12 protein-coding genes are annotated in these 13,310 nt (G+C 55.7%); 3 read left to right on the top strand and 9 right to left on the bottom strand.

Translation table 11 applies throughout. From position 1 onward, the window contains the following. Positions 1–642: 642 nt before the first annotated feature. From minE to minC, 3 genes are read right to left on the bottom strand one after another with little or no spacing between them, the layout of a single operon-like run. Positions 643–906: a cell division topological specificity factor MinE gene (gene minE / locus ACQY8Q_RS05585; protein ID WP_113247992.1), complete on the bottom strand. Its 264-nt coding sequence runs from the start codon at positions 904–906 to the stop codon at positions 643–645. Next, positions 903–1,718: a septum site-determining protein MinD gene (minD, locus tag ACQY8Q_RS05580; RefSeq protein WP_428425465.1), complete on the bottom strand. Its 816-nt coding sequence runs from the start codon at positions 1,716–1,718 to the stop codon at positions 903–905. Before minD ends, minE begins: the two co-directional genes overlap by 4 nt. A gap of 36 nt (positions 1,719–1,754) precedes the next feature. Beyond that, positions 1,755–2,486: a septum site-determining protein MinC gene (gene minC, locus ACQY8Q_RS05575; protein ID WP_428425463.1), complete on the bottom strand. Its 732-nt coding sequence runs from the start codon at positions 2,484–2,486 to the stop codon at positions 1,755–1,757. Between the two features lie 172 nt (positions 2,487–2,658). On the opposite strand from minC, the gene ACQY8Q_RS05570 reads away from it, so the two are divergent. Then, the gene (locus ACQY8Q_RS05570; protein WP_428425461.1) at positions 2,659–3,900 is read left to right on the top strand and encodes a GNAT family N-acetyltransferase; all 1,242 of its coding nucleotides are present in this window, start codon (positions 2,659–2,661) and stop codon (positions 3,898–3,900) included. Positions 3,901–3,908: 8 nt separating this feature from the next. On the opposite strand, the gene ACQY8Q_RS05565 is transcribed toward ACQY8Q_RS05570, so the two are convergent. The 5 genes from ACQY8Q_RS05565 to ACQY8Q_RS05545 all read right to left on the bottom strand — a co-directional run bounded on the left by ACQY8Q_RS05565 (position 3,909) and on the right by ACQY8Q_RS05545 (position 9,489). Next, the gene (locus ACQY8Q_RS05565) at positions 3,909–4,508 is read right to left on the bottom strand and encodes a class I SAM-dependent methyltransferase (protein WP_428425459.1); all 600 of its coding nucleotides are present in this window, start codon (positions 4,506–4,508) and stop codon (positions 3,909–3,911) included. A 9-nt stretch (positions 4,509–4,517) separates the two neighbouring features. Beyond that, entirely contained in the window at positions 4,518–5,195 is a 678-nt protein-coding gene (locus ACQY8Q_RS05560) for a polysaccharide deacetylase family protein (protein WP_428425457.1), read from the bottom strand. 214 nt (positions 5,196–5,409) lie between these two features. After that, positions 5,410–6,819: an O-antigen ligase family protein gene (locus tag ACQY8Q_RS05555; protein WP_428425455.1), complete on the bottom strand. Its 1,410-nt coding sequence runs from the start codon at positions 6,817–6,819 to the stop codon at positions 5,410–5,412. A gap of 385 nt (positions 6,820–7,204) precedes the next feature. Then, the gene (locus tag ACQY8Q_RS05550) at positions 7,205–8,365 is read right to left on the bottom strand and encodes a glycosyltransferase family 2 protein (protein ID WP_428425453.1); all 1,161 of its coding nucleotides are present in this window, start codon (positions 8,363–8,365) and stop codon (positions 7,205–7,207) included. Then, positions 8,362–9,489, bottom strand: a complete 1,128-nt coding sequence (locus ACQY8Q_RS05545) for a glycosyltransferase (RefSeq protein WP_428425580.1) — start codon at positions 9,487–9,489, stop codon at positions 8,362–8,364. Before ACQY8Q_RS05545 ends, ACQY8Q_RS05550 begins: the two co-directional genes overlap by 4 nt. A 252-nt stretch (positions 9,490–9,741) precedes the next feature. On the opposite strand from ACQY8Q_RS05545, the gene ACQY8Q_RS05540 reads away from it, so the two are divergent. Then, a complete protein-coding gene (locus tag ACQY8Q_RS05540; protein ID WP_428425451.1) occupies positions 9,742–10,719 on the top strand; it encodes a right-handed parallel beta-helix repeat-containing protein in 978 nt (325 codons plus the stop codon). A 63-nt stretch (positions 10,720–10,782) separates the two neighbouring features. On the opposite strand, the gene ACQY8Q_RS05535 is transcribed toward ACQY8Q_RS05540, so the two are convergent. Further along, a complete protein-coding gene (locus ACQY8Q_RS05535) occupies positions 10,783–11,526 on the bottom strand; it encodes a helix-turn-helix transcriptional regulator (RefSeq protein WP_428425449.1) in 744 nt (247 codons plus the stop codon). A 386-nt stretch (positions 11,527–11,912) separates the two neighbouring features. Here ACQY8Q_RS05535 and ACQY8Q_RS05530 point away from each other — a divergent pair, with 386 nt between their 5' ends. Next, positions 11,913–13,283, top strand: a complete 1,371-nt coding sequence (locus ACQY8Q_RS05530; RefSeq protein WP_428425447.1) for an exopolysaccharide biosynthesis protein — start codon at positions 11,913–11,915, stop codon at positions 13,281–13,283. Positions 13,284–13,310: the final 27 nt, after the last annotated feature.

Here is a 13,310-nt window from a genome sequence, read left to right as displayed (position 1 = left end):
CGCGTATTCGCCCGCAAGGAAAACCAGCAGTTTCCGCACGGAAGGTAAAAGCCTGCGGCGCGAGGGAAAGCCGGCATGGATGATGCCGTTTTTGGGCGCCCAATCGGGCAGGACGTCGATCAACCGGCCAGCCTTTACGTATTTGCTACCACCATAAAAGGAAATTGGCACACACCATGCCCTGGAGCATTGCAAGTCGCAACGCGATCATATCGTCGGTCGCCAACAAAGGGGGATAGGGGCAACAGTCCGAGCCGATTGACAGCGGGAATTCTCGACACCGTTTGGCCGGTTACAGAGTAGTCGCGTGTGGCAAGACAAAACGCATTGGTAAATGCCCCATGATGTGCTGTGGACGTGATACGACATCTGACCACCTTGGCGCTCTTGCGGCGACGCGTTTGGGCCGACGGATTTGAGAAATCCATACTGCCGGAGGTTTTCGGCGATATCGGCCCGCATGTCGTGATCGCTCTCCCGCCGTTGCGGGCCTGAGAGGTGATCGGCAACGAATTTAAGCAGCAGCGCTTCGGGCGGCGATGGCAATGTCGCCTTGCTTCATCATTTATGAAACAACGTGACATCGCCATCGGCGCTCGTGAGACGCGGGGCGCGCCCCTGCTCTGCCGAAGATGCCGGCCCTTAAGCCGCCTTCCTCGCTGCATCGAAAGGGATTTCAACATCGACGACGAGGGTTGAAACTTGGACGCCGCGCTCCAACTTCACGCTGACCTTTTCGCTGTCGATCTCCATGTGCTTGGAGATGGCGCGGAGGATTTCGTCGCGCAATTTGACGACAAGATCCGAATCGCCGGCCGAGGCCCTCTCGTGGGCTAATAGTACCTGCAGCCTCTCGCGAGCAGCGGGTGCAGACTGAGACCGGGAAAATAAACGGAAGAGATTCATGCTGCTTTCCTTCCGAAGATCCTGCCGAACAAACTCCGCTTTTCACCGGGAATGGTGATCGGCAGGATTTCGCCCTTGAGCCGGCGTGCGGCATCGAAATAGGCCATCGCCGGTGCGCTGCGGCCATCCGCCAGGGTGACGGGGGCGCCTACGTTTGATGCACGTAAGACATCCATGCTTTCCGGAATAATGCCGAGAAGCGGAATCGATAGAATATCGAGAACGTCATCGACCTTGAGCATGTCGCCGCGTTCCGCTCGAGCCGCATCGTAACGGGTCAAAAGCAGGTGCTTCTCCATCTGTTCGCCATTCTCGGCTTTCAGCGTTTTGGAATCGAGCAGACCAATGATGCGGTCGGAATCGCGCACCGAGGAAACTTCCGGATTGGTCACGACGATAGCGACGTCGGCATGACGCATGGCGAGCGTTGCACCGCGCTCAATGCCTGCAGGACTGTCACAAATAACCCAATCAAAGGCACTTTTGAGCGCCTCAATAACCTTCTCCACGCCTTCCGGCGTGAGGTTGTCCTTGTCGCGGGTTTGCGATGCCGCGAGCAGATAGAGGGTTTCCACGCGCTTGTCGCGGATCAGTGCCTGCGTCAGTTTAGCTTCGCCCTGGATGACATTGACGAGATCGTAGACCACGCGTCTTTCCGCGCCCATCACCAGGTCGAGATTGCGCAGGCCGACATCAAAGTCCACCACCACGACCTTGTCGCCATTCTGTGCGAGCGCGGCGCCCAATGCTGCGGTCGATGTCGTTTTGCCAACGCCGCCCTTGCCGGACGTGACCACGATTACCTTGCCCATGTACCTCTCCAATTCAACAGGAATACGTCTTCATATTTAGCTGAGCGCTTCAGCCCTGAGCGTCTCGCCTTCAAGCCAGATCTGGACCGCTCTTCCACGCAGCCGCGGATCCATGTCCTCGGCTGTCTGGTAGAATCCGTCGATCGCAATCAGCTCCGCTTCAAACTTGCGGCAGAAGATGCGCGCCGAGGCATTGCCCGTGGTGCCAGCCATTGCCCGGCCTCTGAGAGCGCCGTAGACATGAATGGACCCCCCGGAAACCACCTCCGCACCAGATGCCACCGAGCCGACAATGGTCATGTCGCCATCGGGGTGGAAGAACGACTGCCCTGAACGAACAGGCTGGTTGACAACAATTGATGGCGTTGCCTTTGTCGGCGGACCAGAGACTACAACGCTCTCGGCAGCGGCGACCTTTTCCGTTTCCTCGCCATTCGGCAATTCAACGTCTGAAGCCGCGCGCCCATCCTGCATCGGGGGCGGTAGGTCCGGGCCGAGCATTGACGAGCGCGCGCCTTCGATCCCCATCACTCTGACATTGCGCGCGCCCAATTGATTGACAAGATCGCGCAGTTGCGATCGATCGATCTCAAGCCCTTGAACGTCCAGCACAATTGGTCGCCGCAGGAAGAACCCGGCGGAACGGGAAGCAAGCGCATCGAGCTGGACAAGCCAGTCTTCGAACGGCAGTTCTGGCGTGAGTGCAAGCGCAAGGAAAGAGCGCCCCTTAAGACGGATCGGCCGGGATTGTGTTAACACATCATTCAACTTGGTAAATTTTCTGTTGCCTTGATGTAGCGAAGAAGTGGTTAACAGAAAGTTAATGGAAGCGGCTCGTCATCGTGTTTGAATAACGCTGCACTGAGCCCCGACCCTTGGACCGCCCGGCCCCTCGCATGGCCGGCAGTACCCCGCTGTGCTCGATATAGGGCTCAGGTGAATGTCGAGACCGACAAGAACGCTGATGTTACCGGTTTTGGTCATCAATTTTGCTGATCGACGGACGGCATTGCCAAGATTACTATCGGCGGAAATCGGGGTGGGCGGCAGGATGTACGAAATAAGACAAGCGCGACTTGGCGACTGGCCTCTTATCAAGCCTTTCATCAACGTTTGTTATGGCGCGTCGGCTCACTATAAGCAGGAGAGCCGCTGGCGCTGGCAATTTGTCGACAACCCCTATGCCAAGGAAGCGGGTGGCCTGGTTCCCGTGTGGATCGCGGTCCACGACGGCCAGGTGGTCGGTCAGATTGCGCTTCAGGCGGGTAGAATGTGGATTGACGGTTCCGCATACCCAGCTGACTGGGTTGTCGATGTGATGGTCCACCCCGATCATCGCGGTGGTGGCCTTGGCCATAAAATTCATGATGCGATCAGGGCAAGCGGCCGGACCCTGGTGACGCTAACAATGGCGGATGCCACCCGGCGAATTTCCGAGAGGGCGGGGTGCATAACACTTGGCCCCGTTTATCAATTTGCGCGGATTCACCGTCTATCAGCTAAGACTGTATCATCACTTATCGACACGAGGGCAGCGCATCGGCCCCTGTTAAGAATGGTGGGTGGCCTGCTTGGCGGATCGATGCTCGGACCGGCTGTCGCTGCGATAGGGACGAAAGCCTTCCGAAGCTATAACGCTCTGCGTAAACCGCTTTCGGGAGTGGCGGAAATTTGGGACGTCGAGCGCGTCGCGCCGGAGATTGCCGATGAAGGTTTCACAAGGGCGATGTCTAAGATCCCAGCACTTTTCGACAGAGGAAGTGAATTTTGTCAGTGGCGTTTTGATAATGCGCCGGATCTCCAATATCAAAGCGTTCACTGTGACCACGGCAGAAAAACCCGCGGGTTCGCGATATGGCGAATGCCAGAACCCAGCGAACTGCCGTTTGGAACGCTTGTTGACATCGTCGCGGACCCGGATGATGTCGAAGCCATATCGGCAATGTCTGCACATGCGGTGAGAGCCATGGAGCCAGACTGTGAAGCGATCGTTGCCGGCGCTTCACATCCCTCACATATTGCTGCACTCAAGGCGTTGGGGTTTGTGACGGTCAAGGTGCACCGCCCGACGGTTGTCACCAACGATCCGCAAGCTGCGGCCGCAGTCGCTCGCTATAAGGACCGATGGCATTTTTCAAAGGCTGATCATGATTGGGACCAGGTGCATCCCCCAGGATCATAGGCGGGAAACTATTGCCGCCTAGCGCGCCAAAGGTGGCAATCCCAACGTTGCCCGTTTGCACTGATCGACCGCACACGCTGCCATCCGGGCCCCTCAAAGTGGTGGCCCATGACGTGGGCTCTTTCTGCATAGTTGGTTACCAGCAGCGTATCGCTCAATCGTTGCATCTCGACGATCATGGCAGGAATGTCTGGCGAATAATAAAGCATTTCGAAAGCGGTCAAGAGATCAAATTTCTGGCCGGGAAACAATCTGGCGGCATCTTCTCCACGGCCAATCTTAAACTCCACTGATGGCAATCGCTTGCGCGCGCGGCCGATTGCCGTAGCGCTGATATCTAACCCCGCCACAGATTTGCTGATGCGCGTCAGGTGCTCCGTTTGCAGTCCTTCGCCGCAGCCGAGTTCAAGCAGGCTTTGGCAATCCGGCACCCATTCCGCAATGAGTTCATTCGTCTGTTCGAACCGGCTTTGCTCGCCGGAGCCCGACAGGTTCCATGGATCCCTGAGCGCGTACAATCGCTCAAGATCGCCATAACGCCCCGAAAACTTCGAACGCCGAAGCCAGAGGCGCGTCCACATTCCGCGAATGAACTTTTCCAATACCATGGGGCAGACTCAAATCAGATATCGACGTAATGTCGTGGAAACCAAGCGTCTTGCACGCGTTGTTGTCGCTTCGTGTTCATCCAAAATCGCCAGCACGTCGGCAATGCCCATATTTGAACGTATGGATGTCCGGTTGCGGATCTGGTTGCGCGCCGAAGCAACGCCGCCATCGCTCGTATAAATCCGCTCGAACTGGCACGCCCTGAGATGCCTGATGACACGAGCGTTGTAGGCGCCGAAGGGAATAGCGACGCTGTCCACAGCTCGTCCGATAGCCACCGAAATCTCCTGTTTTGCGGCGATTGTCTCATCAGCCAGCTGATCCGAAGCGACGGTGCGCCAATCGACATGGTCGCGTCCATGAAGACCGATTTCCATGCCGGTCTCGCAAAGACGGCGGGCATCATCGCGAGAAAGGTAATGTTGGGAACCGAACCTGCTGGCAAGCACATAGAACTTGCCTGTCAGCCCCCGCGACTGCAGCCGCTCCGCTGCTATTGTCAGATCAGACCGGTTCCCATCGTCAAATGTGAAAACAACCATACGGCTATTCCGATGGCCCTTGGCGAGAACCAGAATGTCGTCGAAGAAATCCTCTCCGATCCAATAGGGGATTTCATCCGGGCCAACCTGCGCATGAGGCTTGCCGATACCATGAAAATTCAGAATGATTTCCTTGTTTATCATCAGAGCGTTCCAGAGAGCGGTGTCTGTCAGTAAAGCTTGACCGCCGATCACGCTACACAGCGGATAAGGGGCAAAACAAGGCAGTAAATAGTGGTACCGGGCTTACGTTCGGCGGTACCGGCGCCAGATGCAGTTTCGAAATCTGCAACCTCGCTTCAAAGTCCAAGCGCAGTAAAAGCATCAGCGCTTTTACATGGCGCTCAGCCGCCAATAATTATCTTCCGGCAAGGGGTGGCCTTGCCACGGTCATGCTGTTCTTTGCGCGAAAGGATCGGTCAACAATCCTTCGCCTCGATGGAGGTTCGTCTTCCGCATCTTCAAGCAGCCAACCACCGCTGCCGAGAAGAAACAGGAAAAGTACATACGTTGCATCCCAGAAATGGACCGTCCATCCGACGAGAAAATACCCCGTCATCATAATCAAGTAAGCGGTCCTATACCGCAGGCGTTGCTCATCACGTGCTTTATGAAAGGCAATCGCGATAAACATGGTTATGAAACCACCCATCATGAATGCTGCCGCGGGCAGGCCGAATATCACGGCTTGATAAAGCCAGAACATATCGATGCTGGGAGGCATCCACGCCGGACGGTCCCAACGGCCAAAGCCGACACCGAAAAGCGGATGGTTCAAAGCAGATCCAGATCCAAATCTCCATATGAGAACGCGATAATATGCTGACGCCGGTTCAAAGGAAAAATGCGTCAGCAGGAGCTCAAACACAGACTGGTTGGATACAAGCGACATAAGCGCATACATCAACAGGGAGACTATCCAGAGATATCGCCAACGCCTTGCATCTTTAGCGAACAACCAGTTCCAGGCAATGAGCGATATCTGGGCAAGAAGGGCGGTGATGGGTCCAGACGAGAGCGACAGGAAAGCCGTCGTTAAAACGAGCGTTGTTGCAAACCATCGCCTCGCCGTCGACTGAGCGGAGCCGTAGACCATGTGCACCAACGAAAGCATCGCGCCGCAGCATACACCGAAAAGGATTGGGTGTTCGAAGACGCCCTGGACGCGCCTTAATCCCCACCTAGCCTCCTTGAAAGATTCCGGTGGGACAGAAAAGACCTTTGAAAACAGATAAAGTATGACGTTGGTATTCGATAAAGTTTCCAGAAGTGCGAACGGAAACATGATTGCGATAATGATGAGAAATAACCGGGTCATGGCATAAAACTGCTCTGGACCCCGGATGAAGCAGCGGCCGAAAAAATATGCCCCCGCGCTTTCCAGAATTATAACACCGCCGGATTGCACGCCAGTCGGAACGCCGTGCACGACGCTGAGGCTGAGGGCACACCACAAGCAGTAGAAGACGATCATAATGTCTGGCGTTCTGATCCTTCCCACTTTTCCAGAGCACCACAGAAACATGCAGGGCACAAAACCAACGAGCAAGACGAGACGGTAGGGCGAGAGGACGAGAGACCCAATCTTCCAAAGCCAAGGAATGAACACGCAAACCAGGAATACGGCCGCAAATAGGGAGAGCTTTTTTTGCTCTGATGTTGCTGCATATGCCCGTCTTGGGATTGTTTGGCTGGGGCGAGGAGAGATATTCGTCATCGACGGAGAGCGACGCGAACCGACCTGTAGTTGAGCCGAGGCTCTCGTCATGTAGGACACTCCCGCCGATTGAGCGCCGGTATAGTGAGCGTAAGACCAACAACTGCGCTTGCCCCAATAGAGCAGGATATTCTTGCGACCGTCGATCTGATCGAATTGCTAGGACCCTTGCGCATTTGCTTGTGTGCCATGCACCGTATTCGAAAGAGCTAACTCCAAAGATGTATGACGAGCACTATTGAGGTGAAGCTCCTGCGGATTGCCTTCCGGGATTGAGGCCAAAACCTACCAACAGTCAGGTCCGGGAAATTCCTGCAATGAAGGATATTCCCTCGTGAACTTGGTCCGTTCGCCGCGCAATGGCGTCTTGGGCTCTGATGCGGGTGAAAGGACCCAGAGCGACCCTATCGTTCATCGCCGTATCTTGCCAAAGCTGTTAGATGCCAATCTTTGCTCTGCGCCAGCGCCGGACGTGTTCTTTAAGGCGCCACGCGATCGCTGACGCAGCCCAGAGCGGGTGGAGCGGCAGAGGTACCATACCCAGTCGCCGGCGCCGGGCGAGTGCCCTCCCGGTCCTTGTGGACTCGACGCTCGGTTGGATCGACTTCGCGAAGGCTTCGAACTCATCCACGGGAAAGTCCTTGAAGCCTCGAGCAAAGGCATAGTTGGCTTGTTCGAGTGCCTGCTTGGCCAAGGTCTTTCGCGCGGTGCGGAGCAGATTGACCGCGCCATCGACCTGACAACCGACCCCGGCGAATATCGCCTCGAAAGAATGCCAGCGCTGTTTGACGTCTATGAGCTGCCCTTTGGGGGTCCCCGAGCTAAACATGGTACTGTTCATGTTTGCAGTATGATGACGGTAGTACGCCTGATCGACGCCGACCAGAAAACCCACTCCCGATACCGCTGAAGCTCTCAGCCACATCTCGAAGTCGCCGGCATGCGGCAGATCCTGCCTGTACCCTCCAAACTCCTTGAGGAGTGACGTGCGCATGATCACTTCCGGCGATGCGACGACATTATAGCCCGACCTGCAGCGAACCCTCAGCCAGTCGATACCGTGCCAAATGATCCAGGCCTTGCCATCTGTTCGAGCCGGTGGCCGCGCATCGTGGAAATGAATTGCAGTACCATAGACCAATCCGACGGACGGATTGGCGACCATCAATTCCGCTGCGCGGGTCAAGGCGCCCGGCGTCGCCAGGTCGTCAGCCGAGATCAGCAGAGCGAACTCGCCGCTTACAGCATCGAGTCCGTCGTTATAGGTGGTGATATGCCCCTTGTTCACCTCATGGGCGATAACACGGACACGTGCGTCTTCCGCTTCTATCTCTCTGGCTATCCGGAGACTGTCGTCTGTCGACTTGTCGTCAACGATGATGACTTCCAACTCGATGCCAGGCTGTCCGGTAAGCACACTGTCAACGCATTGTCGAAGATATCTGCCATAGTTGTAGCAGGGGATGACGACGCTTACTTTCGGAACCCTCGTAAGGGTTTTCGCGCACGCTATACGACCTTTGCTCGGAATAAGGGCGATGCGACTAAGGATATCCACGTTCCGTAGCGCTCCCCGCGCCTCGCTTGTCGCGATCATGTTGACGCCCATTCCGTCTGAATAGGCGCGGCGGATTTTTTGCTATCTCCACCGTTCCGTAGAAGCTTGGTGTAGAGCGTTAGGACGTCGGTTTTTTCCTGTTCAGGCGTGTATTTCGACAAAATGAATTCGGAGGCAGCACGCCCCCGCTGCGTGCACCAATCGTCGTCTTCACGATCGGCAATGATCGCCTGCTCTACTGCCTTGGCGAATGCAAGCGTGTCGCCATGATCGATGGAGCAACTGAAATCGTTGTGAAAGAACTCGCGCCCACCATTGCCGTGATTGCCGATCACATAGTTTCCACACGCCATCGCCTCAGCGGCAGGCAGGCCAAACCCCTCCTGATTTGTGAATGCGAGGAAGATGCGGGTGCTGCGCAACCTGTCCGCAACCGCCCCGTGGCTAAGGCCGTCCAACGCTGTAACTTGCCAGCCTCTTAAACATCCTCTCGCTTGAAGCATTTCGAAAACCTGCCGCGCGTCTTCCCGTCCACGGCGAGGCATATAGCCAATGCTGCGGGGTCTGTTTCCCGAGCCGGCAAAGAAAATCGCCGGGTCAATACCCAGATGGACCCGCTGGACCGCGGCATTTGGAAACGAATATTCAAGCATTTCCTGGTTGTGGCTGGACACGGTGACGATGCCCGATAAATCGTCGTTCGCCATGTAACGGCTGAGCTCGACGCTGGATGCACGCTTCCAGGTGAGATGTGAGTTTTGATTGAAGATTGCATACTTTATACCGGGAGAAAGACGGCCTAAAACATCCACATCAAGTTCCGGGACGACCAGAAGGTCACTTCGATTTATCTGGGCGTTGCCCATATTTGTGATGCTGGTCGTGTTTTCAAACCATGTACACCGGAAGCCCGCACGCTGGTGCAGAACGAACGCACTTATTCCCGCATCGTTCAAAATGTCGACATGCCGGTATATAACCCTGATGCCGCCGCTTGGCACGTTGTAGTCCGGCGTCAGAAACAAGATACGCGGTGCGGCCGAAGGCCGATCGTGCAAGAGCAGCCTGAGTTGTGCCCGCTTGAGTTTCTCCAGCCGGTTGGAGATTTCGCGGTAAGCCGTTTTCAAAAGGCCGGCTGAAGAGCGGGATGTTATGACGTCCATCACCGAGAATTTCCCTTTGCGCCGCCGATCCTGTCACTTTTTCAAGAACGACAATTGCCCAAGTCTCGGGCCGCGCAAACTTAGACAATGGGTGCATTTCCCCAGCCATATTGGGTAAGCAAAGCGTGCGCGTTAATCGACCCAATCTGTTCCCTGGGGTCCAGGCAAAAGAGCCCGATCTCCATCTGTGATTGAAACCGGAACTCTCCTACGATTCGCAGTGGATAGCGGTGCCATACACAAAGGTGCTGTTTGGCAATTTCTGCAATGGGCGTCCACCAAGCCGCTCGGCAATCTGCCCAGCTTTTCGATATCGTTTGTCTGGCGCATGCGGGCCTCATCGAAAGGATAGCGCCCGACGTAGTTTGCCTATCTTCCCACTTTCAAACCTTTGTTGATAACTCTGTCATGCGTACTCCTCGCAAGAACCTATTTTTGTTGAGCGGGAGCGAGGAGGATCACATGTATCCCGGCAAATTTGGTCTCATTTTTTCATTGCTTTTGACGGGTTCCGCGATGACTACGGATTTGACAGACATCAAAAGCGTGGACATTTGCTCCGGCACGTCACTGACGAAATTCACCGGAACATACTACGTCACACAAGACAATGCTGTGATCAGCAACATGGAAATCCATGGCCAGATTGTCATCCAGGCCAAGAACGTGACGATGTCGAATGTCAAACTCGTCGCCAACACATGGCACGCGCTTTGGGTTCAGGACGGTTCCACTGGTTTTACGTTGAAAGACAGTGAGATCGACGGCGGCGGCTCTTCTCAAAACGGCGTCCTGGGTCAAGGCACGTTTCTGCGCAACAATATTCACGGCGTCGAAAACGGCATCGCCGTTACCGGACCGTCGGTCATCCGCGATAACTATATCTACGGCCTTCAGGGCGGACCGGATGCCCATTTCGATGGCATCGAGATCAACGGTGGCCACGACATCGACATCATTCACAACACCGTCATCAACTCCCACGACCAGGCCGCGGCTGTGATGATGAACAACGAGTTCGGCGGCCTGGCGAACATCAACGTCGACGGCAACCGGCTGGTTGGCGGCGGTTACACCGTCTATCTCGACGGCCGCAAGGGCGGAGGCGCTGTCGATGACGCTTCGATCAAAATCACCAATAACCAAATCGGCGATGGCCAATGGGGCAATTTCGCGTTCTACGACGAAAATCCCGTAGTCTACGGGAATACTCCTCTCTGTCACCGATAAGAGACCTCCTGGTTCTCCAGGCTCTCGATGCGAGTCCGTTGACGTTACAGAGGCACTCCCGGCTCAATTCTCATTCATCGCCCGGCTGCTTTCATGGTGGCTGCGAAACCGGGCTGCGGCCTCTGTGCGATTGTGGACGCCCAATTTCCGGATGATGTGGTGCAGATGGATTTTTACAGTATGCTCCGACAAGCCGCACTCCGCAGCAATCAGCTTGTTCTGGAGGCCGTGAGAAACCATTCCCAGGATCTGCGATTCGCGTGTGGTGAGTTCGGCCATATTTGCCGCTCCGGTTAGGGCAGCGCCATTGTCTGCGTATAATGCTGATTTCTGGTCGCGGGCCTTTGCCTGGAGGATCAGCCCCGGCGGAAAATACTCCCCGCCGCAGAGCAGCAGCCGAATGATCGACAGCCAGACATCGAGCCTGAGATCCGTTGGCAGGACGCTGCGAATGAGGGGAGAACTGGCGACATCGCTTAAGGATGTGACCAAGACCTTATCATAGGGCTCGATAACGGCGGTCAAAGCGTGTGGGTGTCGACGCACGAGCTCAGCCGCCGCCGCTTCTGCTTTCCTCAGCAGAGCTACATCGATCAGGATAAGCGCGACGGGATGAGAAAAGGCAGTACATGCTGCAGCGATCGTCTCAACCTGTTCGACCCGTATCGAGGGAAATTCGCGCCCGACTGCATCGACAAGAGAGGCCGATATGCTCCCGCTGTTCGCCAGGATCAAAATGACTCGTTGTGGCCCGGTTCGTCTTCTGGATCCTGCAGCGTCATGCTCATTCCCGTCCAACAACATCATATCCGTACCCATTACTCTGAGCTCGCCTGCGCCGTTAATGGCGGCAATCGAGCGGAATCCACGCATTAGCCTGGAGATTGTAGCTGAGGCGGCGAACGGCCGCGACGGCGCAAAAGGGGTGAGACGGGATCATCGATGTTCAATGTGTCCCGACATGCCACTGCCTCATCTCTCATCCAAACGGAGAAGGAGAGTAGCCTGACGCGCCTCCAAGCGACGGTAAGCTCTTGCTTTCTTCTTTACACCTTTTCCACCGCGACCCGCCTTTAGACCGGTCTAGATCAATCGATATAGACATCGTCATATTCGCGATGGGCTTCGCATCCCGCTCTCAACCATATTGATGAAGCAAAGCCACCGCTCTTCCCCTTCTCAATCTTTATCGAATGGGCACACTGGAAGCTGACTATTGTCTCCGGTCACGGGGCAGTTCGGCGTTTTTAGCTTGGAGAAATACATTGAGTGTATCTATCTGGCGTTACGGTGGTTCACTCCGTGCGGTGGTTGCCGCGGTTGCCATAAGTGTATCCGGTGGCGTTTTTTCGCCTGTTCTCGCGGACAGTGATCAATTCGCGCCGCAGACTAAAATTCGCCTGACAGTGGTCCAGTGGATGCCCACCAAGGGCGTTTACGAAAAGTGGGATGCACTCGGCGGCGAATTCCTGATTTCGGAGGAGAGAACGGTCTCGCTTCCAATCATCGGCACCATGCCAGTCAGCAATCTCGATGGTGCGGGTCTCGCTACCGAAATCGCCAAACAGCTGAAGACCAAGATAGGTCTTGTTCAGACACCCGAGGCCACCGTCGAAATCCTCGAGCAACCACCGATCTACGTTGTCGGCGATGTGAACAAACCCGGCGAATACAAATTTCATCCTGGACTGACTGTTCTGCAATCACTGGCGATGAGCGGCGGGGAATTTAGACCGTTGAACGGGTCACAAGGGGACAGCGACAAAACGGGCTATGTTGGCCAATTGCAGGAAATCGATAACTCGATCCTGCGCAGCAAAGTCAGAATTTCCCGGCTGCAAGCGGAAATGTCGGGCGCCAAGGAAATGCGTTTTGAGCCGGATGCCCAGGACCCCTCGAACCTTGCTGCGGCAGTTTTTGATCAGGAAAAGGTCATCCTTGCGGCTCGCATGAATGACACGGACCGGCAGTCAAAGTCCTATGTTGAACTGCGTAATCTGCTGACGTCCGAAATCACCATCACAGAACAGAAAATCGCCAGCACGGACGAGGACATCGAATCGATCCGGAAAGAGCTGACCAACGTCAAGGGCATGGTCGAACGCGGCATCGCCCTTCCGACGCGCCAGTCGGATCTTGAGCGCACGATGCGCAACTATAACGGAAATCGCCTGGACCTTGTCACCGCAATTATGCGGGCGCGCCAAAACATCGCTGAAGCGACACGCAACCTCGATGGCCTCTACGACAAGCAACGCACGGAGGTTGCCTCCGAACTCCAATCGGAGCAGGCCAGCCTCGACCAGCAAAAGCTGAAGCGAGAGACGACGCAGAAACTTCTGCTTCAAGCACTGTCGGCCGACGCGGATTCGCAAGCCGACGCCGGCGCGGTGATGTTGGCCTACAGCGTCACGCGGCATGAAGGCGCGGCTGTCAAGGAGATGTCCGCATCAGAAACAACCGTCCTTCAGCCAGGCGATGTCGTGCGGGTTCTTCGCAAGGTGTCTCCGGCGCCGGCTGATGTGGCTGAGCAGAAAATACAATCGGAACAGGCCAGCCAGTGATGGACCGTGCATTTTACATGACGGCAG

Origin of the sequence: Pararhizobium sp. (assembly GCF_965279435.1) — a bacterium.
Classification (GTDB): Bacteria; Pseudomonadota; Alphaproteobacteria; order Rhizobiales; family Rhizobiaceae; genus Pararhizobium.
Note: the sequence above shows the minus strand (reverse complement) of the source record. Positions and strands in the feature narration are given on the sequence as shown.